The organism is Nonomuraea sp. NPDC050404 (assembly GCF_040655495.1).
GTDB lineage: Bacteria > Actinomycetota > Actinomycetes > Streptosporangiales > Streptosporangiaceae > Nonomuraea.
This window is the reverse complement of the sequence record NZ_JBFAKB010000010.1, coordinates 236,294-256,472: the sequence shown is the minus strand read 5'-3', so window position 1 is coordinate 256,472 and position 20,179 is coordinate 236,294. Positions and strand designations below refer to the sequence as shown.

Here is a 20,179-nt window from a genome sequence, read left to right as displayed (position 1 = left end):
CTATGGGCATATGCACTTGACACGATGACAAGATAATAGTGTCATCAAAGCATGTTGTATCGTACTCCGAAGTTGGATGCCGCCGACCTGCGAACGCTCGAAGAGGTCGGGCAGATGCGGCATGATCTCCGCCTGCATGTACGTCCGCAGGCCCGGTGGACGAAGCAACTGCGGAGAAGCCTCACCGCGAGGGCGATCGTCGGTTCCAACACGATCGAGGGGTACGCGGCGTCCGTCGACGACGTTGAGGCGCTCATGGCCGGCGAAGAGCCCCTGCACTCCAGCGACAGTACGCGGCGGGAGTTGGAGGGTTACCAGCGGGCCATGACGTACATCCAGAGCCTGTCCGACGCCGGCGACGGGTTCAGCTACGACCTTGGCCTGTTGAACGGGCTGCACTTCATGATTCAGGAGCATCACCCGGACAAACGTCCCGGGCGGTTTCGTCAAGGCCCGGTCTATGTCACCAGCCCCGACGACCCTGCCGTCGCCGCCTACACCGGGCCGGATCCAGAGTCGGTGCCGCGCCTCATGGATGAACTGGCCGAGTGGCTCAATGAGGGTGACCTGGACTGCCCGGTGCACGTCCGCGCCTCGATGGCGCATCTGAACCTGGTGAAGATCCACCCATGGGCCGACGGCAACGGCCGGATGTCCCGGGCGCTGTCCACCCTGGTGTTCGCGCGTGAGGCGGCGATCCCCGCCGAGTTTTCCTCGATTGAGGAGTGGCTCGGCAGGGGGCAGAACACGTACGCGTACTACCAGGTCCTGGAAGAGGTCGGCGGTCCTGAGTGGAGCCCTGAACGCGACACCCATCCCTGGATCCGGTTCTGCCTGCGCGCTCACCACATCCAGGCGCAACAGGCGAAGCGTCGGGTCGATCTGCTGAGCCGCGCCTGGACCGAGTTGTCGAGCGCCATGGAAGACGCCGGGCTCGATGAGCGCACCGTCTTCGCGCTGCTGCCGGCTTTCTGGAACTCGCGCGTCCGCCGTACGGTCTACCAGCAGGACGCGGAGCTGAGTTCGCAGCAGGCCGTGCGAGACATTCGCGAACTGTGCCGTTTGGGGTGGCTTTCGCCTCAGGGGCGGGCAAGAGGGCGCTATTACGTGGCAGGTCCCGCCATGCGGCCCGTGCTTGACGCGGTTCAGCAGTCCTCGAAGCCTTATGCGGACCCTTATCGCTGAGTTCGGTCACCGATCCGTGCCGCCGCGTCCCCCACCTGATCCCAGTCGATGGCCTCGATGCGTTCGAGGTTCTGCTCGCCCCACTCGCCGAGCGGTCCCATGACGGTGTTGAGTGAGACGCCGAACTCGGTGAGCGAATACTCCACCTTCGGCGGGACCTGGTGGTAGACCTCGCGATGCAGCAGCCCGGTGCTCTCCATCTCGCGCAACTGCAGGATCAGCACTCGCTCGCTGATGCCGGGAACGGCGCGCCGCAACTCCCCGAAACGCAGCGGGCCGTCCTGCAACGCGAACAGGATCAGCCCCTTCCACTTGCCGCCCATGACGGCGATGGCGGCGTCGAGGCCGCAGGTGAACTTCCTTTCGCCCATGCGCTCACACTGACATTTATGTAAGTACCCGTCAAAATAGTAGGTACTTGAGAAGTTGTTCGTACTGGCTCCAGCATGGATCGGGCGGCGCCGCACCGATCCCACTACGTACGACGAACTTGGAGCAATCGCACATGACCGGCAAACACCCGGTGACCGTCATCGGACTGGGCTCGATGGGCACCGCTCTGGCGGGAGCCTTCGTCAGGGCAGGCCACCCGACCACCGTCTGGAACAGGACCCCCGCCAAGGCCGTACCTCTCGTCGCCCTGGGTGCCGAGCACGCTGACACCGTCGAGCGGGCGGTGATGGCCGGGCCGCTGATCATCACCTGCCTGACCACGTTCGATGACACCATGCGGGCTCTCGCACCCGCCGTCACGGCTCTGCGCGGACGGGCTCTCATCACTCTGAACAGCGGCTCGCCGGCGGGCGCCCGCGAGACGTCCGCCTGGGCGCTCGGCCACTGCGCCCGCTTCCTCGCCGGTGCGGTCAAGAACGTGCCCTCGGCCGTGGGCGCGCCGGACACCCTGCTCTACTACAGCGGTGACAGGGCCGTCTTCGACGAGCACGAGACCACTCTGAAAGTGCTGGGCGGCGACACCGTTCACCTCGGCGACGAGCCCGACCTGGCCGCCCTGTACGAGATGGCGGTGGGCGCCACCCTGCTGCCCGCCCTCGTCGGTTTCTTCCAGGGTGCGGCCGCGATCCAGGCGCGCGGGCTGGAGGTGAGCAGCATGGTGCGGTTCAGCGGCAAGTGGCTGGACATGATCAAGTCGCTGCTGCCGATCTACGCCAAGGAGATCGACACCGGCGACTACTCCGACGCCGCCTCCTCCGTGAACCTCTTCCTGGCTGGCGCGGCCCACGATGAGGAGCTGAGCCGGGAGACGAACGTGGACTCGTCCTGGCTCGAACCGCTTCACGACCTGGTACGGCGGGCGGTCGAGGCCGGCCACGGCGACCACAGCATCGCGGCCCTCACCGAGGTACTCAGAACCGCCCCGGCGGTCCGACAGCCCTGAGCGATGCGGGGGTCGGTGGCGAAAAACCTGGCGACGCCGATCGTCGTTCTCGCCATAATGGCCGACGTGGAGGAGGTCGGGGAGATCACTGAAGTCGCTGATGTCGCTGAGGTCGCTGAGGTGCAAGTCGTCGTCGCGCACAATGAGCGCGCGACCCTGCGCGTCGGCGACGTGTTCCTGAAGGTCGACGCCGATCAGACGCGTACCGAGGTAGAGGTCGCGGCGATGGCCATGGCGCCGATTCCGACTCCTGAGGTGCTGTGGCACAAGCCGCCCGCGCTCGCGCTCGCCGCCGTTCCGGGCACGGCACTCGGCCGCCTCGGCGAGCCGTCGAAAGCGTCGCCGGCGGCGTGGGCCGCGGCGGGCGCCGCCGTACGGAAGCTGCACGACGCGCCACTGCCGCCATGGCCCGGCCGGAACCTCGACGGGATCGCCTCGGAACTCGACAACGAATGCGAGTGGCTGGTCACGAACGGCGTTCTTCCCGCAGATCTGGTCACGCGCAACCGCCAGGTCGCCGAGGCCGCGCTCCGGCCGTGGACGCCGGTGTTCGCGCACGGCGACCTGCAGATCACCCACGTGTTCGTCGAGGGTGACGAGGTCACCGGCGTGATCGACTGGTCGGAGGCGGGCCAGGGCGATGCCCTGTTCGACCTGGCCATCTTGACGCTCGGACACGAGGAGCGCCTTGACGACGTCGTCGCCGGCTACGGCGCCGACGTCGATCTCGACGTGATCCGCGGGTGGTGGTCGTTGCGCAGCCTGTCGGCGACCCGCTGGCTGATCGAGCACGGCTTCGACCCGTTCCTGCCGGGCTGCGAGGTCGATGTGCTGAGAGCCCGGATGTGAGGCCGTACGAGTCTGACGGCACACCGCCGCACAGGTCAGCTGGCGCTCTTCAGCTCGCCAGCAGTTCATCGATCGTTTTTACGCCGCGCTCCAGCACCGCGGCGTAGATGTCCGTACCACCGATCGTGTCCGGATAGTTCGGGCACTCGTGCTTCAACCGCAGGATCGTCAGGCGCTGCTCCTCGCTCGCCGCACGCAACCGCAGCGCCTCGGGGACGTGCGGCCGCTCGACGACATGCAGCCAGAACGTCAGGTCGACCTTCCAGCTACCGTTGACGTGCAGCACGGCGTAGAAGCGTTCGTCGGTGAGTCGCGAGGTCGGTCGGCGGTCGCCGCGCTCGTCGCGGAAGTCCGCGGTGAGCAACTCGACGCGTTCGGAGAGGGTCGCCAAGCCGGTGATTACGTGGGCGGCGGTGGCGTCCGGGGCGTCGAACATGACGTCGAGGTCGCGGAGAATCATCAGGCCTGACAGCGCGCTGCCGATCACCTGGGCGCGCCAGGGAAACGCGGTCCGAAGGTCGAGTCGGCCGAGGAGTCGGTCAGCTTCGGCCTGCAGGGCCCGGGCGTGTTCGGCCAGCGACATTGCCTGAATGTAGGAGACAGTCAACGAGCGGTACCAGTGGTTTTCCGGGCGATCATATGGCTTGTCCCAGGCACACGAGGCGTGGAAATGGCAGACTGTGACTATGCGGACACCACGAGCGAGGTATTTCAACACCACTGGGCCGTGCGATCCGCGACGCCACTACATGTTGCCCTCCACGCAGCGGCTCCCCGATGCACAGGCGCTCATAGATATGGAGCGCTACTTCGTGCTGCACGCGCCTCGGCAGACCGGCAAGACGACTGCGCTGGACACCCTGGCGTCCGAGTTGACCGCCGAAGGCGACGTCGCCGCTCTGTCGTTCTCCTGTGAGAGCGCCAAGGTGGCCGGCGACGACTACGGCGCCGCGGAGTCGCTCCTGCTGGAGTCCCTCCGCGACGCCGCGAAGTGGTCGGGGTGGCCGGAGGAACTGCTGCCGCCGGATCCCTGGCCGCAGTCCACTCCCGGCAGCAGACTCCGTGCGGCGCTGCGCGAGTGGTGCCACCGCTGCCCTCGCCGCGTGGTGCTGTTCATGGACGAGATCGACGCCCTGCAGGGCAACAGCCTGGTCAGCATCCTCAGTCAGCTCCGCGACGGTCACAACGCGCGGCATAAGGGGCGTCCGTTCCCCGCGTCCGTGGTCCTGTGCGGGTTGCGCGACCTGCGTGACTACAAGGTCGCTTCAGGCGGGAGCTCCGACCGGTCAAATCCTGCCAGCCCGTTCAACATCGTCGCCAAGTCGCTGCGCCTGGGCGACTTCACCGCCGACCAGATCGCCGACCTGTACGACCAGCACACCCAGGCGACCGGCCAGGAGTTCAGCAAGGACGCGGTGGACCGGGTCTTCGAGCTGACCCAGGGACAACCATGGCTGGTCAACTCCCTCGCCAACGAGATCGTCTGCGAAATGGGGCTGAGCGGCACCATCAACACCACTCAGGTGGATGAGGCCAAGGAGCGGCTGATCCGGGCGCGTGCCACTCATTTGGACGCCCTAGTGGCCCGGCTGCACGAGCCCCGGGTCAAGCGGGTGATCGAACCGATCGTGGCCGGTGCGTCTCCGGGCTTGGACGCCGCCTTCGATGACGCCGTCTTCTACGTCCGCGACCTGGGCCTCATACGTGGAACCAGGGATCTGGAGATCGCCAACCCGATCTATCGGGAAGTCCTGCTGCGGGTGCTGGGCGACCGCACGGAGCGGTTCGTACGCGCCGACCCGCACAGCTTCGTGCTGCCGGACGGCCGTTTCGACCTGCCGGGGATGCTGGAGGAGTTCGTCGTGTTCTGGCGCGAGCACGGCGAGGTGCTCATCCAGCAGGAGGGCTACCACGAGGCCGCCTGCCAGATCATCCTCATGGCCTTCCTGCACCGCCTGGTCAACGGCGGAGGCCAGCTCGACCGCGAGTACGCCGCCGGCACCAAACGCCTGGACGTCCTGGTCCGCTGGCCATACACCGGCCCCGAAGGCGAACGACTGATGCAACGCGAGGCCATGGAGCTGAAGGTCTGGCGGGCGGGCGAGAACGACCCGACGCCCGACGGCCTTGTCCAGCTCGACCGGTACCTCGACCGCCTCACCCTCAGCACCGGCGCACTGGTGGTCTTCGACCGGCGCCCCGAGGCACCACCCTGGGGAGAACGGGGCGCCTTCGAGCAGACGACCACACCGTCCGGTCGCCAGGTCACTGTCCTGCGAGTGTGATGCGCGTATTGCCAGCCAGCCCACCCGGTAACCGGGCAACGGGTGGGGGAGGCTGGTCAGCCTTTGATGGCGCCGACTATTACGCCCTTGGTGAAGTGGCGCTGGACCAGGGGGTAGAGGATCAGGGCGGGGATTACGGCGATTACCACGATTGCCATTTTGATGGCGAGGGTGGGGGGTGCGTCGCCGGTTACGCCGGCTGTGGCTGCTGGTAGGGGGTTGGAGTCTACGACGTACTGGCGGAGGATCAGGGCCAAGGGCCATTTGCGGGTGTCGTCGATGTAGAGCATGGCGTTGAACCAGGCGTTCCAGTAGCCGACGGCGTAGAACATCGCCACTACGGCCGTTACCGCCTTTGACATGGGCAGCACTATGCGGAACAGGATGCGGAATTCGCCGGCGCCGTCGATGCGGGCGCTGTCCAGGATTTCGGCGGGGATGCTCATGAAGAACGAGCGCAGCACCACCACGTTGAACGCCGATACGGCCGTCGGCAGGATCAGCGACCAGTACGAGTCCTTCAGGCCCAGCCCGCTGACCATGAGGTAGACGGGGATGATGCCGGGGAAGAAGACGAACATCAGGAGCACGCTGAACAGCAGTGGCCGGTGCAGGAACGAGCCGGGGCGTGAGAGTGAGTACGCGCCCAGGATGCTCACTCCGGCGCTGAGCAGGGTGCCCACGATGGTTACGCCGGTGCTGACCAGGACGGCTCGGCTGACGACCGTGTCGGAGAAAATCTGGCGGTACGCCTCGAACGTGATCCCGTCGGGCACCAGCACGAGCCCGCCCGCCGCGTTCACCGTGGCCGAAGAGCTCAGGCTGGTCAGCAGGATCGTGTAGAGGGGGCCGAGCACGGCCACCAGGATCAGCGTGACCAGCGCGCCCTTACCGAACTGGCCGGCCGGGTGGGGGCGTTCCTCCCAGGGGGCGAGCCGGGCCGGACCGCGGCGGCCTCTCGATGTCAGGGTGGTCATGGGTTCGGTACGCCCCCTTTGCGACGTGGGCGGGGGAGCCTGGATGTCAGGGTTGTCATGATCTCGAATACACCCCTCGCTCGCCGAACGCGTGCGCCACCCGGTTGGCCGCGACAATGAGCAGCAACCCCACCAGGCCCTTGAACAACCCGGCCGCCGCCCCGTACCCGAGGTCCCCGGTGCGGATCCCCGACCAGTACACGAACGTGTCGAACACCTCCGAAGCCTCGCTGCCGACGGCGCTGCGTTGCAGCATGAACTGCTCGAAACCGACGTTCAACGCGTCGCCCAGGCGCAGGATCAGCAGGAGCACGATCACGGGGCGCAGGCCGGGCAGGGTGATGTGCCACATGCGGCGCCAGCGGCGGGCGCCGTCCACGGCGGCGGCCTCGTACAGGTTCGGGTCGATGGTGCTGAGTGCGGCCAGGAAGATGATCGCGCCCCAGCCGGCGTCCTTCCAGATGGTCTGTGAGGTGATCAGCAGGATGAACGTGTCGGAGTTCGTCATCCAGTCGACGCCCTCGTAGCCGTTCTGCCGCAGAATCTGCGCCAGCAGGCCCGCGCCGCCGAACATCTGCTGGAAGATGGCGACGACCAGCACCCAGGAGAAGAAGAACGGCATGTAGACCACGCCCTGCACGAACGCCCTCAGCCTGGCCGAGGCGATGCTGTTGAGCAGCAGCGCCAGCATGATCGGCACGGGGAAGTAGAAGACGAGCTGGAAGGCGGTGATCGACAGGGTGTTGGTGATGGCCCGGATGAACTGCGGGTCCTCGAAGAGCAGCGCGAAGTTGGTGAAGCCGATGATCGGGCTGCCGAGGATGCCGTCGGTGTAGGGGTTGTAGTCCTGGAAGGCGATCACGTTGCCGAGCGCCGGGATCCACCAGAAGCCCGCGACGACCAGCAACATCGGCAGGTTCATCACCAGCAGCGGCCAGTCCCTGCGGAGTTTGTCCCGCCAGGTCGGTTCTTGCACGGTCGTCTTGCTTGACAGGGGCGCGGCGGGCCGTCGTTTTGTGGTTACGGTGCCCACGCCGGGCCCTTCGGCCGCGTCCCCGGCAAGTCCTTCGGCAGGCTGCTCATCGCTTCCACGGACACCGCCTCACAGCCTGCCGTTCTCACGTGCGACCTTCATGTAGAACTCGCGCGCCTCGTTCCCGCCCCCGTCCTGCCACTCCTTGACGATCTTGGCCCACTCGGAGACAGGCCGCTTGCCGCGGAAGATCTCCTGCATCTTGTCCTCGGTGGGCTTGGCCAGCCCGGCCATCTTGGCGGGCCGCTCCACGCGGATGCCGACGAACGGGTCGACCTCAAGGATCTTGGACGCCTTGGTCTGCCAGTCGTACTGGGCCTGGACAAGCCCCTCGTACTGGCTCATCGAGTTGGCGTTGGGCCGGCCCGACAGGAACAGATAGGTGGGCGCGACCTCCTTGCGCCCCAGCGCGGTCTGCTTGACCTTGCCGTCCTCGACCGTGTAGTGCTTGCCCTCGACGCCGTTGTAGCACAGCTCGTACTCCTGGGTGCCGAACGGCCCCGACGCCCAGTTGGACAGCGCGAGCAGTTCGCGGGTACGGGCGTCGCCGAGCCCCTTCTTGATGAAGACGAACATGCTGGCCGGCTCGTTGCGCCACATGATGGGCGTGCCGCCCGCCTTGGCCGGGTACGGATCGACGATCTGCATGTCGAACTTCGGGTTGTCGGGCTGGAAACGGCCCAGGTTCTCGTGCCAGGCGCCGAGACCGTCGCGATAGATGATCATCTCGCCGCTGCCGAAGATGCCCTTGTTGTCGGCGTCCTGGTTGGCCACGACGTCCGGATGCACGTACTTGGCCTCGAAGAGCTTGGTCATGGCCTCGATCGCGGCCATCCACTCCTCGGTCTCGTACTTGTAGACGAGGGTGCCGTCGCTCTTCTTACGCCATTCGCGCGGCGCGCCGAACGCCCGCTGGAGCTCCTGCTCCATACCCCCGCCGAACGCCCAGCGCTTGTTCTTGGCGTCGGTGATCGCCTTGCCGAGCGTGAGCAGGTCGTCGGCGCTCTTGGGGTGCTGCAGGCCGAGCGTCTCCAGGATGTCCTGGCGGACGAACGTCGCGAACGGGTACGGGTCGTTCTGCCAGGGGATGCCCTGCAGGATGTTGCCGAAGACGCCGTACTGCCAGGCGGCGGTGTCGTAGTTGGCCAGCAGCGGGAACTCCTTGGCCTTGTCCCCCGCCAGGTAGGGCGACAGGTCGGCGAAGAGCTTGTTGGCCGCCTCGGTGAAGCGGCCGATCTTGATCAGCTCCCACTCGGGGACCATCACGATCTCGGGCACGTCGCCGCTGGCCAGGACGGTGCTGAGCTTCTGGCCGTAGGTGTTGCCGTCGCTGATGTTGAAGCGTACGACGCCGCCGAGGCGCTCGTTGACCGTCTCGTAGTAGGAGTTGTCACCCAGGCCGGGCGGCACCGTGCCCCACAGCGGCGTCATCGCGGTCACCTCCTTGCCGCTGGTGAGCGGCTTGGTGGTGACGGCCTGCACCATCTGGGCGGGGCGGGTCAGGAATCCGGGCTGGACGAACTCGCTGCCGGGCAGGTCGGGCTTGAGCCCGGGGATCTCGAACGGGATTCTCGTGGGCACCAGGCCCTTGAGCTTGTCGGCCGCCACGGCCGTGCCCTTGGACACCTGTTTCTTCTCGGCGCAGCCCGCTACCAGGACGCTCGCGCCGACCAGGCCGAGGAACCCGCGGCGAGTCGTGGACGATGGCATGGCTCGCTCCCTTTCTCCGAGTGGGACGGCCGCGGCGAAGGGCGCGACCCCCGCTGGACCGCTGGACGCGGCCTCTCTACAATTAGTTGGTATTCCGACCAAACAAATTAGTAGACTGTAGCAGTACCCACAAGTGAGCGCGGTGGTCACAGGTTGGTGAAGGGAGCCCGGGATGCGGCATGCTGGGGTCATCTCATGGCGGGAACGGGGCTGATATTGATCACTTCTACGACCGGCCCTCAGCCGGCCGACTTCGCCGACGTACGGGCCACCAACCTCGCGGTGGTCCTGCGGTTCGTACGCGAACACGCTCCGTGCTCGCGGGCCGACATCGCCGCCTCCACCGGGCTGAACAAGGCGACGGTGTCCAGCCTGGTCGCCGACCTCATCGACCGCCGGCTGGTGCGCGAGACCGGGCTGACGGAGAACCGGGTCGGCAGGCCGGCCACGATGCTCGTCCTCGACGGCTCCCCGTACGCGGCCATCGGGGTGGAGATCAGCGTGGACACCGTGTCGGCCGTGGCCACGGACCTGGCGGGGCAGCGGCTGCTGACCTGGCGGCGCTCGTTCTCCGGCGGTGAGTCTGTCAACCAGGGGGTGGCCGGCGTCGGCGCGATCGTGCGGCGGGTGGTCAGCCGGATGGCCAAGGAGGAGCGCCAGGTGCTGGGGCTCGCCGTGGCCGTGCCGGGGCTGATCGACGTGCAGGGCACCGTACGCATCGCGCCCAACCTGGGCTGGCACGACGCCGACATCGGCGGCGACTTGGCCAAGGCGCTGCGCGACCCCGGCTTCCCCATCCAGGTCGACAACGACGCCAACCTCGCGGCCCTGGCCGAGCAGCGCTTCGGCGCGTACGCGGGCGCCTCCGATTTGGTCTATCTCAGCGGCGAGATCGGCGTGGGCGCCGGCGTCATCCTCGACGGGCGGCTGCGCAGAGGCGGGCGCGGCCACAGCGGCGAGATCGGCCATGTCCAGCTCGACCCCGACGGGCCCGCCTGCCGTTGTGGCCGGCGCGGCTGCGTGGAGGCCATGGCGGGGATCGGCGCGGTGTTGCGCAAGGACCTGTCGCCGGCCGAGATCCAGATCGAGATCGAGGAGGTCGTGCGCCTGGCCCGCGCGGACGACGCGGAGGTGCTGGCCACGCTCGAATCGGTGGGCAGGAGCCTCGGCAAGGGTGTGTCGATCCTGGCGAACCTGCTCAACCCCGAGGTGGTGATCCTCGGCGGTTATTACGTCCCGCTGGCACCGTGGTTGTTGCCCGCCGTACGCGAGGAGATGGCCTCCAGGGTCGTCGCCTCGGACGCCGGCGGTTGCGAGGTCGTGGCCTCGACGCTGGGTCACGACGCGGCCGCGCTGGGGGGTGCGGCGCGGGTGCTCGACTCGGTGGACTCGGGAAGATTGCCGGGAGGATTGTCGCGAATCCCTTGACCTTGGTCACGCGGAAGTGCACCCTTCAGTCAACCCACCGAAATGTCCGCGTAACTTCCCCAGGCCGGTCGTCGAAGCGCTTCGACACTCTCAGAGGGATGACCATGGAACAACCCCCCTTCCGCGACCCAGCGGCCCCGCTTCGAGACCGGATCGACGATCTGCTGGCCAGGCTCACCCTTGATGAGAAGGTGGGCCTGCTGCACCAGTACCAGGCGCCGGTCGAGCGGCTGGGGCTCGGCGCCTTCCGTACGGGCACCGAGGCGCTGCACGGCCTGGCCTGGCTCGGTCCCGCCACCGTCTTTCCCCAGGCCATCGGGCTCGCCTCGGCCTGGGACCGCGACCTGCTGCGCCGGGTGGGCGCGGCGGTCAGCGACGAGGTGCTGGCCATGCACCACAAGGATCCGGCGGGCGCGGGGCTCAACGTGTGGGCGCCCGTGGTCAACCCGCTGCGCGACCCCAGGTGGGGGCGGAACGAGGAGGGCTACTCCGAAGATCCGTGGCTCACCTCGGTCATGGCCACCGCCTATGCGCAGGGACTCAGTGGGAGCGCTCCCGCAGGTGGGAGCGCTCCCATCATGCTGAAGACCGCGCCTACGCTCAAGCACTTCCTGGCCTACAACAACGAGACCGATCGGTGCACGACCTCCAGCAACCTGCCGCCCAGGGTGCTGCACGAGTACGAGCTGCCGGCCTTTCGCGGGCCCATCGAACAGGGCGCGGCGGTGGCCGTGATGCCGTCGTACAACCTGGTCAACGGCCGTCCGGCGCACCTCAGCCCGCTGATCGGCCAGGTGTTGCGGGCTTGGGCACCGGACGAACTGCTGGTGGTCAGCGACGCGTACGCGCCGGGCAACCTCACGAGTCTGCAGGGATACCACGACACGCTGCCCGAGGCGTACGCGCACGCGGTCAGGGCCGGGCTCGACAGCTTCACCCAGGACGACGACCGCGCCGAGACCACCCTCGGCCACCTGCGCGAAGCCCTCGCCCGTGGCCTGCTGGCCGAGGAGGACGTGGACCAGGCCGTACGGCACACGTTGTCGATCCGGTTCCGGCTGGGCGAGTTCGACCCGGCGACGCCGTACGACGACATCAACGACGGCGTGGTCAACTGCCCGGAGCACCAGGCGCTGGCCAGGGAGGCGGCGCGGCGCTCGTTCGTGTTGCTGGAGAACGACGGCCTGCTGCCGCTCACGGACGTCACCAAGATCGCGGTGATCGGCCAGCTCGGCGACGCGCTGATGGAGGACTGGTACAGCGGCACCCTGCCCTACGCCGTCACCGCCCGCGCGGGGCTGGCCGAGCGGTGCGAGACGGTGTTCTGCGAGGCCGTGGACCGGGTGACGCTGACCGCCGACGCGGGCCCCGTCGTCGCCGACGCGGCGGGCGGGCCGCTCAAAGCGGGCACCGCCGTCGCGGATCCGGGGCTGTTCGACCTGTTCGACTGGGGCGGCGGCGCGTACGCGCTGCGTGCCGTGGCCACCGGCCGCTTCGTGTCGGTGGACGGCGTTACCCTGGTGAACGACCAGCCGGGACCCAACGGGTGGGAGGTGCGCCAGACGTTCCGGATGGAGGAGCGACCGCGCGGCACGCTCGCCCTGCGCCACATCGCGACCGGCTGTTACGTCGGCGCGGGCGAGGACGGCGTGTTGCGCCTGGTGGACGACGCCGACCAGGCCGCCTGGCTGGCCATGGAGGTGGTCACCGGCGGCGCTGACGAGGCCGCCCGCCTGGCCGGGGAGGCCGACGTGGCGGTCGTGGTGGTCGGCGACCATCCGCTGGTCAACGGCCGCGAGACCGAGGACCGCATGACCCTGGGGCTGGCTCCCGCCCAGGACGCGGTGGTGCGCGCCGTGCGCAAGGCGAACCCGCGTACGGTCATGGTCATCTCCAGCGGCTACCCGCTCACCTGGACCGAGGGCGAGCTGCCCGCGGTGGTGTGGTCGGCGCACGGCGGCCAGGAGTACGGCCACGCCCTGGCCGAGGTGCTGTTCGGCGACGCCGACCCCGAGGGCCGCCTCACCCAGACCTGGTACCGCTCCGAGCAGGAGCTGCCCGACCTGCTCGACTACGACATCATCGCCTCCGACGCCACCTACCAGTACTTCCGCGGCGTCCCCCTGCACCCCTTCGGCCACGGCCTCAGCTACACCACCTTCGACTACGCCGACCTGCGCGTACGGCTGGCGGACGGCGTCCTGCACGCCGAGGCCACGATCACCAACACTGGCCCCCGCCCCGGCGTCGAGGTCGTGCAGTTCTACACCCATCAGCAGCGCTCCCGCGTCAAGCAGCCGCTGCGCCGCCTGCGCGGATTCGAGAAGGTGCGGCTGGAGCCGGGCGAGAGCCGGGTGGTCGAGCTCCGCCTGCCCGTCTCCGAGCTGGCCTTCTGGGACGTCACCAGGAGCAGGTTCGCCGTGGAGAGCGCGCCGCACCGGCTCATGGTCGGCCGCAGCGCCACCGACCTGCGCCTGAGCGCCCGCTTCGAGGTCGAGGGCGAGGTCATTCCGGCCCAGTCGGGGCTGCTGCGCGCGGCCGACCACGACGAGTACGACGCGATCACGTTCGTGGACGAGACCAGGGTGGACGGCGACGCCGTGCGCTCCGACGCCGAGGGCGCCTGGATCCTGTTCCGCCAGGTGGATCTGACCGGCGGCGCGACCTGCGTGGCCGAGGCGGGCAGCACGGAGGGCGGCATGGTGACCATCCGCCGCGGCGACCCGCTCTACGGGCCGGCGCTGGCCACGTTCCCCGTGCCCAGGACCGACCGGTACGACTATCACTCCGTCACGGCGGCCCTCACCGACGCCGAAGGGGTGCACGATCTGTATGTGGTGTTCGAGAACGAGGGCGTGACACTGGTCCGCATCGACTTCGGCGCCGGGGCTTGCCGGATCGACGACGGAGCGAAGACTCGCCGGATCGACGACGGTGCGAAGACCCGCCGGATCGATTTCGGAGCTGGGGCTTGAGCGGGCGGACGGTCACGATCGCGCAGGTCGCCAAGCACGCGGGCGTGGCCGTGAGCACGGTCTCGTACGTGCTCAGCGGCAAGCGCACGATCTCGGCCGACACCAGGCGGCGGGTGCTCGACAGCATCAGCGCGCTCGGCTACCACCCGCACGCCGGCGCCCGCGCCCTGGCCAGCAAGCGCTCCAACGTGATCGCGCTGGTGCTGCCGCTGCGCGCGGGCATGCACGTGCCGGTGCTGATGCGCTTCGCCAGCTCCGTCGTCACGGCCGCCCGCCGATTCGACCACGACGTGCTGCTGCTGACCGCCGACGAGGGCACCGAGGGCATCCTGCGGGTGGCCGCGAGCGCGCTGGTGGACGCCCTGGTGCTGATGGACGTGGAGCTGGACGACCGGCGGGTGCCGCTGCTGCGGGAGCTGGCCGAGCCGAGCGTGCTGATCGGCTTCCCCGCTGAGCCGGCCGGGCTGACCTGCGTGGACCTCGACTTCGCCGCGGCGGGCGCGCGCTGCGTGGAGCACTTGGCCGAGCGCGGGCACGAGGAGATCGCGCTGCTCGGGGCGCCGTCGGTGGTGTACGACCGGGGCACCGGCTTCGCCACCCGTACCAGGGAGGGCTTCGTGGCCGCGCTCGACGACCACGGGCTCAAGGGGGTCGCGCTGCCGTGCGAGGAGACGTTCGACGAGGCGTACGAGACCCTGCGTGACCTGCTACTCGACCGCCCCGGCCTGTCGGGTCTGGTCGTGCACAACGAGGCCGCGGTGGGTCACGTGCTGGCCGCGCTGCGCCAGCTCGACCGCCGGGTGCCGCACGACATGGCCGTGGTGGCGATCTGCCCCGACGACGTTGCCGAGCGGGCCAGCCCGCCGCTCACCTCCGTGCTGATCCCGGCCGAGGAGGTCGGCAGGGAGGCGGTGCGGCTGGTCATGGACAAACTGGAGGGCCGTACGGTGCCCGATTCGACGCTTCTGACGCCCCTTCTGGCGGTACGCGCCAGCACCTGACCCGTACACCATCCGGACCCCAAAGTTTGCGGAAGGTAATCAGCCGCAAGCAGCCTGTGTGTCAAATCTGCCGGGTTTTTAGCTGTATGGGGTTCCTTGTCCGCTTTATCAGGGCAGGCTCGCGAGATAGCGAGGGAGGTATTCAGTATGAGCACGTCTGTGCAACCGGCGGGACCGGCGGCAACCGCCCAGGGGGGCGGCGGAGGCCCTTCTGGCCTGGCCGACGTCATCGACACGATCCTCGACAAGGGTCTCGTGATCGACGCCTACGTCCGGGTGTCGCTGGTCGGGATCGAGATTCTGACCATCGACGTACGCGTCGTCATCGCCAGCGTCGACACCTACCTGCGCTTCGCCGAGGCCGCGAACCGGCTGGACATGTCCAAGAGCGAGAAGGGCCTGCCCGAGGTCATCGAGAACGCCAAGGGCGTACCGAGCCAGGACAAGACCAGGGAGGTCGTCCAGGGCGTCGTGGAGGCGGCCGGCGACACGCTCGCGGAGCTCACCGGGAAGAAGTCCGACCCCGTCGCCGAGGCGGCCGAGGCGGACGAGCCCGAGTACTCCGTCGAGCGGGAGGAGCGGCCCCAGCGGGCCCCCGCCGGTAAGAGGCCCCGGCCGAAGCGAGAGGGAGAGTAACCGCCATGGGACGTTCAACGAAGGCCGCCGGAGCCTCCGTGCCCGAGCAGGCCAGCCGCCAGCGCCAGAACCTGGGCTGCTACGTCTACGGGATCGTGCCCGCCGGTACCAAACTGGCGAAGGGCCAGGGCGGACTGGGCGACCCGGCGGGCAAGGTCAGGCTCATCAAGCACGGTGAGATCGCGGCCCTCGTCAGCGACGTGAACGTGGACCAGCCCCTGGGCAGGCCCGGGGACCTCATGGCGCACCAGGAACTGCTCGACGCCGTCGCCGCCAAGGGCCCGGTGCTGCCGTTCCGGTTCGGCGGGGTGTTGTCCGACTCGGACGCCGTCACGGAAGAGCTGCTCACCCCGCACCACGACGACTTCCGCGCCGCGCTGAACGAGCTCGAAGGTCTGGCGGAGTACGTGGTCAAGGGACGTTACGCCGAGGGGGCCGTACTCGCCGAGATCCTGGCGGAGAGCCCGGAGGCGGCGGCCCTGCGCGACGCCCTCCAAGGGCGGTCGGAGGACGCGACGCGCAACGAGCGGATCAGGCTGGGCGAGATCATCACGGCCTCCGTCGAGGCCAAGCGCGACATGGACACCCGCCTGTTCCTCGACGGCATGACCGGGCACTTCGTCCAGGCGTCCCTGCGGGAGCCGAGCCACGAATGGGACGCCGTGCACGTCGCCCTGCTCGCCAAGACCGACGATCAGCAGGGACTGGAACAGGCGCTGCGCAAGTTCGGCGAGCGTTGGGAGGGCCGCGTGAACCTGCGGCTGCTCGGACCGATGGCGCCGTACGACTTCGTCATCGCCCAGTCGTAGGAGGTGTTACCCATGGGCCTGGTGAGCACGATCTTCACTTGGCCGATGTTGCCGGTGAAAGGGCTGATCCGGCTCGCCGAGATGATCCAGGAGCAGGCCGAGCGGGAACTGCACAATCCCGCGGCCGTACGCCGGCGCCTTGAGGCGATCGAGGAGGCCAGGCAGGCCGGGGAGATCTCGGAAGAGGAAGAGCGCGCGGCCGTCGAACAGATCATGAAACAGGTGACCGGATGACCACACCCAGGCGCTCCGCCACGGCCGAGCGCGGCACGGTCAGACGCCACGGGGACAGGCCCGCCAGGAAGGCGGGCCCTGCCCGGAGCGAACGGCTGACCGCGGTGACGGCAGGCGGGGTCGGCCTGCGGCACATCGCCGAACTCACCACGAAGGAGGCCGAGGGCATCACCTCGGTCGAACCGCAGGACGACGGCTGGCTGATCAACGTCGAGGTCGTCGAGGACCGCCGGATCCCCTCATCGGGCGACATCCTGGCCATCTACCAGGTAAAGATCGACAAAGAGGGCGGCTTGCAGTCGTATCGGCGGATACGGCGATACAGGCGGTCCAACGGCGACAACGGTGAGGCTTTCTGACATGGACAGAGTCGTATCGTCCGGCGGCTCCCCGTATGGCGGGGGCATGAGCAATCGCGAGCCCGCCAACCTCGGAGACATCCTGGAGCGCGTGCTCGACAGGGGCGTGGTGATCGCCGGAGACATCCGGGTGAACCTGCTGGACATCGAGCTGCTGACGATCAAGCTGCGGCTGCTGATCGCCTCCGTGGACACGGCCAGGGAACTGGGCATCGACTGGTGGGAACGCGACCCGTTCCTGTCGGGGCGGGACCGCGAGCTGGTGGAGGAGAACCGCCGCCTGCGCCGCCGCCTGTCCGCCGTCGAGGGGCGTGCCGTGGAAGGGCATCCCGTCGAGGGGCGTGGCGTCGAGGGGCGGGAGGAGGTCGGTGGCTGATCTGACCTACCTGTACGCGGTGGCCCGCGATCCGCTTCCGTCCTGCCCGCCCGGGATCCTGGGCGGTGGTGTTCGTACGGTGGCTCATGCCGGGCTCGTCGCGTACGTGAGCACGGTGCCGCCTGAGCGGTTCGGCGAGGAGCCGTTGCGGCGGTCGCTTGAGGACATGGACTGGCTGGCTGAGACGGCTCGCGCGCATCACCGCGTCGTTGACTTCGTGGCTGCGGCGACCACTACCGCTCCGGTGCGGCTTGTCACGGTTTACGAGGACGATGGCCAGGTGGTGGAGCTGCTGTCGCGTCGCGGCAACGCCTTCCAGGAGATGCTCGCCAACATCACGGGGCGCCACGAGTGGGGCGTCAAGGCCTACGCGACCACCCCCGCCGCACCAACCTCAGACGAGAGCGCCGCGTCCGGCCCGGGTTCGGGCGAGGGCGCCGCGTCTGAGCCAGGGTTGGGGTCGGGTGAGGATGCCGTATCTGGGACACACGATGGACGACGGGCCGCCGCGCCGCAGATGAACGAGCGGGCCGCGACTTCGGGGGCGGGCGAGAAGTGCGCCGGTCGGCAGGGGGCGCGTGATGGGCATGCCGGTCGGTCGAGGTCGGAGGGCGGCCATGCCGTCGGTGCGACCCGGCCGGGGACCGCGTACCTGCACCGGCGTCGGGCCGGGCTGCGCGGCCGGGAGCAGGCCAGGCGGCAGGCACTCCAGCGCGCCGACCACATCCACCGCGCGTTGTGCGCCCTGGCCGCCGCCGGTCACCGCCACCGCGCCCAGGACCCGCGCCTGTCGGGCCGCGACGACGTGATGCTGCTGAACGGCGCGTACCTGGTGGACGAGGCCAGAGCCGACGAGTTCGCCGAGCTGGCGGGCACCCTCGGCGGCGACGGCGTCGAGATCAGGCTGACCGGCCCATGGGCGCCGTACTCGTTCACGGTCATGGAACCGGCGTGACAGGGGACAGAGCCGCCGATACGGGGCCACCCGCCGGAATGAGAGAGGATGCGGCGACTCACGAGGGGCGGCGAGCTGGCGTGCGGCACGACGCGGCGACCCATGTAGAGCCGCGAGTCGGCGCGAGGCACGACGTGCTGGGGGGCCAGGACGTGCTGGCCCATGAGGGCCTGCGAGTCGGTGCGGGCCACGACGTGCCGGCCGGCGAGGGGTTGCGAACCGGGAGCGAGCACGACATGTCGGCCCATGAAGGGCTGCGAACCCGGGGCAGGCGCGACGTGGTGGCCTGCGAGGGGTTGCCGCCGGAGCGTGTCGCCCTCGTGGACCTGCTGGACAGGCTGCTGGCCGGAGGCGTGGTGGTGACCGGCGACCTGGTGTTGTCCATCGCCGACATCGACCTCGTGAAAATCTCGCTGCGCACCCTGATCGTGTCGGTGGACGAACTGGAGGGGAACCACTAGATGGACGCCCCGATCCGGCGAATCGCCGCCGACCCCGAGACGGTCGAGCGCGACCTGACCAAGCTCGTTCTCACCATCGTGGAGCTCGTACGGCAACTCGTGGAACGCCAGTGCGTACGCCGCATGGACGAGGGCAACCTGACCGACGAGCAGATCGAGACGCTCGGAGTCACCCTGATGCGCCTGGAGGAGGCGATGGGCGACCTGTGCGAGCGCTTCGACCTCACCCCCGACGACCTCAACCTCGACCTCGGCCCCCTGGGTACGCTCCTGCCCACGAACTGACCCCCACGGGCACGCCGGTGTCCACGGCCCGGATGACGGGCGCCGCCACCTCGGGCCCCGCCCCACCGTACAGCTCGATGAGCTGCAGTTCACCGGCCATCTTCCCGGCCACCTCGGCCGCCGCGGCGGCGTCGGGCACCGCCACGAAGGTCGTCCTGCCGCCATCGTCCCTCTCCCGCACGATCCGGTCGACCTCGGGATCGGCTCCTTCGTGCAGAACCACGAACGCCTCCGACAACACCTCCCCGGCCTCGAACCGCGCTTTGTACGCCGCCACCGAGGTCAGCGACTCGAACCCGTAGTAGATCGCACCGACCTCGGCCTTCCCGGCCGCCACCCGGCTGGCCTCGGCATGCCAGACCGCGCCGAACGCGCCGCACAACTCGATGCGATCGACCCCCTCACCGACCAGCCGCGTCACCAGATCCACCATCTGGGCGGGCTCGGCGACCGCGCGTACCCGGGTGTGCCCGTGCCCATTGCGCACACTCAGTACGTCGGCCCGCGAATCCGCGTCGGCCTCCTCGTAAATGATCACTCTGTTCTTCGTCATGCCTCCAGCGTGCAACCTCAACTAAACTTGACGTCAAGCCTCCCTCGTCGCCAGCCCGGGATAGTCGAGCACCAGCCCGGACCCGTCGTACACCAGCCGGCACGCCACCCCGAAAACCGGCGCGGCGTAGTCGTAACCCCGGTCGGCGACACGCTCGTACTGCTGGTCGAGCCGCTCGACCCGCAGGTCGCCCACCCGTACGAAGGCCGCCGGCGCGGACGCCCCGGCCCCCATCGCGAGCCGCAGCCGGTGCACGGGAAAGGTGTTGGTCATCGCCGAGGACTCCAGATCGACGTCCAGGCAGCCGTCCAGGCCCGGCGTCGGCGCGCCGTCCACCCGCCAGCCGCCCTGGCCGTCGGCCTCCAGCAGCGTGTGACGAGTGCCCGCCGCCGACCGGCACGTGACGCTGGCGCGGCGCGTGGCCCAGGCGGTGTCCACGTCGATGCTGTAGTCGACGGCCCAGGTCAGCCCGGCCTCGACCGCCGTCGTACACCCCTCTAAGCGATGCCCGTCCGCCCCCGGGAAGAAGTAGGCGACCTCGAAGCCCGTGCGTGCGTCTTGATGCCGCCAGGCGGCGGTCACGGGAAGGGGTGCGAAGGCCATGCAGGCATCCTGGCAGGCGCGACCGACAATCCCGGGCGGAGACCCTCGGGAGGGCTCGCCTAGCATCGG

22 protein-coding genes are annotated in these 20,179 nt (G+C 68.8%); 15 read left to right on the top strand and 7 right to left on the bottom strand.

Going from position 1 to position 20,179, the window contains the following annotated elements; genetic code table 11:
• The first annotated feature begins 72 nt into the window (after positions 1-72).
• Complete coding sequence (locus AB0I81_RS28230; protein WP_360662434.1) at positions 73-1,185, top strand: Fic family protein; 1,113 nt, start codon at positions 73-75, stop codon at positions 1,183-1,185.
• Here AB0I81_RS28230 and AB0I81_RS28225 read toward each other — a convergent pair.
• Positions 1,176-1,556, bottom strand: coding sequence for a helix-turn-helix domain-containing protein (locus AB0I81_RS28225; RefSeq protein ID WP_360662431.1), 381 nt, complete (start codon positions 1,554-1,556; stop codon positions 1,176-1,178). The two genes, AB0I81_RS28230 and AB0I81_RS28225, sit on opposite strands and share 10 nt — an antisense overlap.
• 134 nt (positions 1,557-1,690) lie before the next feature.
• Between AB0I81_RS28225 and AB0I81_RS28220 the strand changes: the two genes are divergently transcribed.
• Positions 1,691-2,581 carry an NAD(P)-binding domain-containing protein gene (locus AB0I81_RS28220; protein WP_360662429.1) on the top strand — a complete coding sequence of 297 codons (891 nt, stop codon included), beginning with the start codon at positions 1,691-1,693 and terminating at the stop codon, positions 2,579-2,581.
• Between the two features lie 57 nt (positions 2,582-2,638).
• Positions 2,639-3,430 (top strand): phosphotransferase, encoded by a 792-nt coding sequence (locus tag AB0I81_RS28215; protein ID WP_360662426.1) that lies wholly within the window; start codon positions 2,639-2,641, stop codon positions 3,428-3,430.
• Between the two features lie 49 nt (positions 3,431-3,479).
• On the opposite strand, the gene AB0I81_RS28210 is transcribed toward AB0I81_RS28215, so the two are convergent.
• On the bottom strand, positions 3,480-4,013 hold the full coding sequence (locus tag AB0I81_RS28210) for a hypothetical protein (RefSeq protein WP_360662423.1): 534 nt from the start codon (positions 4,011-4,013) through the stop codon (positions 3,480-3,482).
• A 103-nt stretch (positions 4,014-4,116) separates the two neighbouring features.
• Between AB0I81_RS28210 and AB0I81_RS28205 the strand changes: the two genes are divergently transcribed.
• A complete protein-coding gene (locus AB0I81_RS28205) occupies positions 4,117-5,715 on the top strand; it encodes an AAA family ATPase (RefSeq protein WP_360662420.1) in 1,599 nt (532 codons plus the stop codon).
• Positions 5,716-5,771: 56 nt separating this feature from the next.
• On the opposite strand, the gene AB0I81_RS28200 is transcribed toward AB0I81_RS28205, so the two are convergent.
• From AB0I81_RS28200 to AB0I81_RS28190, 3 genes are all read right to left on the bottom strand, one after another.
• Positions 5,772-6,692 carry a carbohydrate ABC transporter permease gene (locus AB0I81_RS28200; protein WP_360662416.1) on the bottom strand — a complete coding sequence of 307 codons (921 nt, stop codon included), beginning with the start codon at positions 6,690-6,692 and terminating at the stop codon, positions 5,772-5,774.
• A 55-nt stretch (positions 6,693-6,747) separates the two neighbouring features.
• Positions 6,748-7,614, bottom strand: coding sequence for an ABC transporter permease subunit (locus tag AB0I81_RS28195; protein WP_360662794.1), 867 nt, complete (start codon positions 7,612-7,614; stop codon positions 6,748-6,750).
• 180 nt (positions 7,615-7,794) lie between these two features.
• On the bottom strand, positions 7,795-9,435 hold the full coding sequence (locus AB0I81_RS28190) for an extracellular solute-binding protein (protein ID WP_360662413.1): 1,641 nt from the start codon (positions 9,433-9,435) through the stop codon (positions 7,795-7,797).
• Positions 9,436-9,651: 216 nt separating this feature from the next.
• Between AB0I81_RS28190 and AB0I81_RS28185 the strand changes: the two genes are divergently transcribed.
• The 11 genes from AB0I81_RS28185 to AB0I81_RS28135 all read left to right on the top strand — a co-directional run bounded on the left by AB0I81_RS28185 (position 9,652) and on the right by AB0I81_RS28135 (position 18,954).
• Positions 9,652-10,863: an ROK family transcriptional regulator gene (locus tag AB0I81_RS28185; RefSeq protein ID WP_360662410.1), complete on the top strand. Its 1,212-nt coding sequence runs from the start codon at positions 9,652-9,654 to the stop codon at positions 10,861-10,863.
• Positions 10,864-10,961: 98 nt separating this feature from the next.
• Positions 10,962-13,838 (top strand): glycoside hydrolase family 3 C-terminal domain-containing protein, encoded by a 2,877-nt coding sequence (locus tag AB0I81_RS28180; RefSeq protein ID WP_360662407.1) that lies wholly within the window; start codon positions 10,962-10,964, stop codon positions 13,836-13,838.
• Positions 13,835-14,839, top strand: coding sequence for a LacI family DNA-binding transcriptional regulator (locus AB0I81_RS28175; protein ID WP_360662404.1), 1,005 nt, complete (start codon positions 13,835-13,837; stop codon positions 14,837-14,839). Before AB0I81_RS28180 ends, AB0I81_RS28175 begins: the two co-directional genes overlap by 4 nt.
• A 147-nt stretch (positions 14,840-14,986) precedes the next feature.
• Complete coding sequence (gene gvpJ, locus AB0I81_RS28170) at positions 14,987-15,475, top strand: gas vesicle protein GvpJ (protein WP_360662401.1); 489 nt, start codon at positions 14,987-14,989, stop codon at positions 15,473-15,475.
• Positions 15,476-15,480: 5 nt separating this feature from the next.
• Positions 15,481-16,284, top strand: coding sequence for a GvpL/GvpF family gas vesicle protein (locus tag AB0I81_RS28165; RefSeq protein ID WP_360662398.1), 804 nt, complete (start codon positions 15,481-15,483; stop codon positions 16,282-16,284).
• 12 nt (positions 16,285-16,296) lie between these two features.
• On the top strand, positions 16,297-16,518 hold the full coding sequence (locus AB0I81_RS28160) for a gas vesicle protein GvpG (protein ID WP_360662395.1): 222 nt from the start codon (positions 16,297-16,299) through the stop codon (positions 16,516-16,518).
• The gene (gene gvpO, locus AB0I81_RS28155) at positions 16,515-16,877 is read left to right on the top strand and encodes a gas vesicle protein GvpO (protein WP_360662393.1); all 363 of its coding nucleotides are present in this window, start codon (positions 16,515-16,517) and stop codon (positions 16,875-16,877) included. Before AB0I81_RS28160 ends, gvpO begins: the two co-directional genes overlap by 4 nt.
• A gap of 46 nt (positions 16,878-16,923) precedes the next feature.
• The gene (locus AB0I81_RS28150; RefSeq protein WP_360662390.1) at positions 16,924-17,253 is read left to right on the top strand and encodes a gas vesicle protein; all 330 of its coding nucleotides are present in this window, start codon (positions 16,924-16,926) and stop codon (positions 17,251-17,253) included.
• Entirely contained in the window at positions 17,246-18,208 is a 963-nt protein-coding gene (locus AB0I81_RS28145; protein ID WP_360662387.1) for a GvpL/GvpF family gas vesicle protein, read from the top strand. The genes AB0I81_RS28150 and AB0I81_RS28145 overlap by 8 nt, the downstream gene beginning before the upstream one ends.
• Positions 18,209-18,288: 80 nt before the next feature.
• The gene (locus AB0I81_RS28140; protein WP_360662385.1) at positions 18,289-18,669 is read left to right on the top strand and encodes a gas vesicle protein; all 381 of its coding nucleotides are present in this window, start codon (positions 18,289-18,291) and stop codon (positions 18,667-18,669) included.
• Entirely contained in the window at positions 18,670-18,954 is a 285-nt protein-coding gene (locus AB0I81_RS28135) for a gas vesicle protein K (protein ID WP_360662383.1), read from the top strand.
• Here AB0I81_RS28135 and AB0I81_RS28130 read toward each other — a convergent pair.
• Both AB0I81_RS28130 and AB0I81_RS28125 read right to left on the bottom strand, forming a co-directional pair.
• Complete coding sequence (locus AB0I81_RS28130; RefSeq protein ID WP_360662381.1) at positions 18,908-19,507, bottom strand: DUF6506 family protein; 600 nt, start codon at positions 19,505-19,507, stop codon at positions 18,908-18,910. The two genes, AB0I81_RS28135 and AB0I81_RS28130, sit on opposite strands and share 47 nt — an antisense overlap.
• Positions 19,508-19,540: 33 nt before the next feature.
• A complete protein-coding gene (locus AB0I81_RS28125) occupies positions 19,541-20,110 on the bottom strand; it encodes a putative glycolipid-binding domain-containing protein (protein WP_360662378.1) in 570 nt (189 codons plus the stop codon).
• Positions 20,111-20,179: the final 69 nt, after the last annotated feature.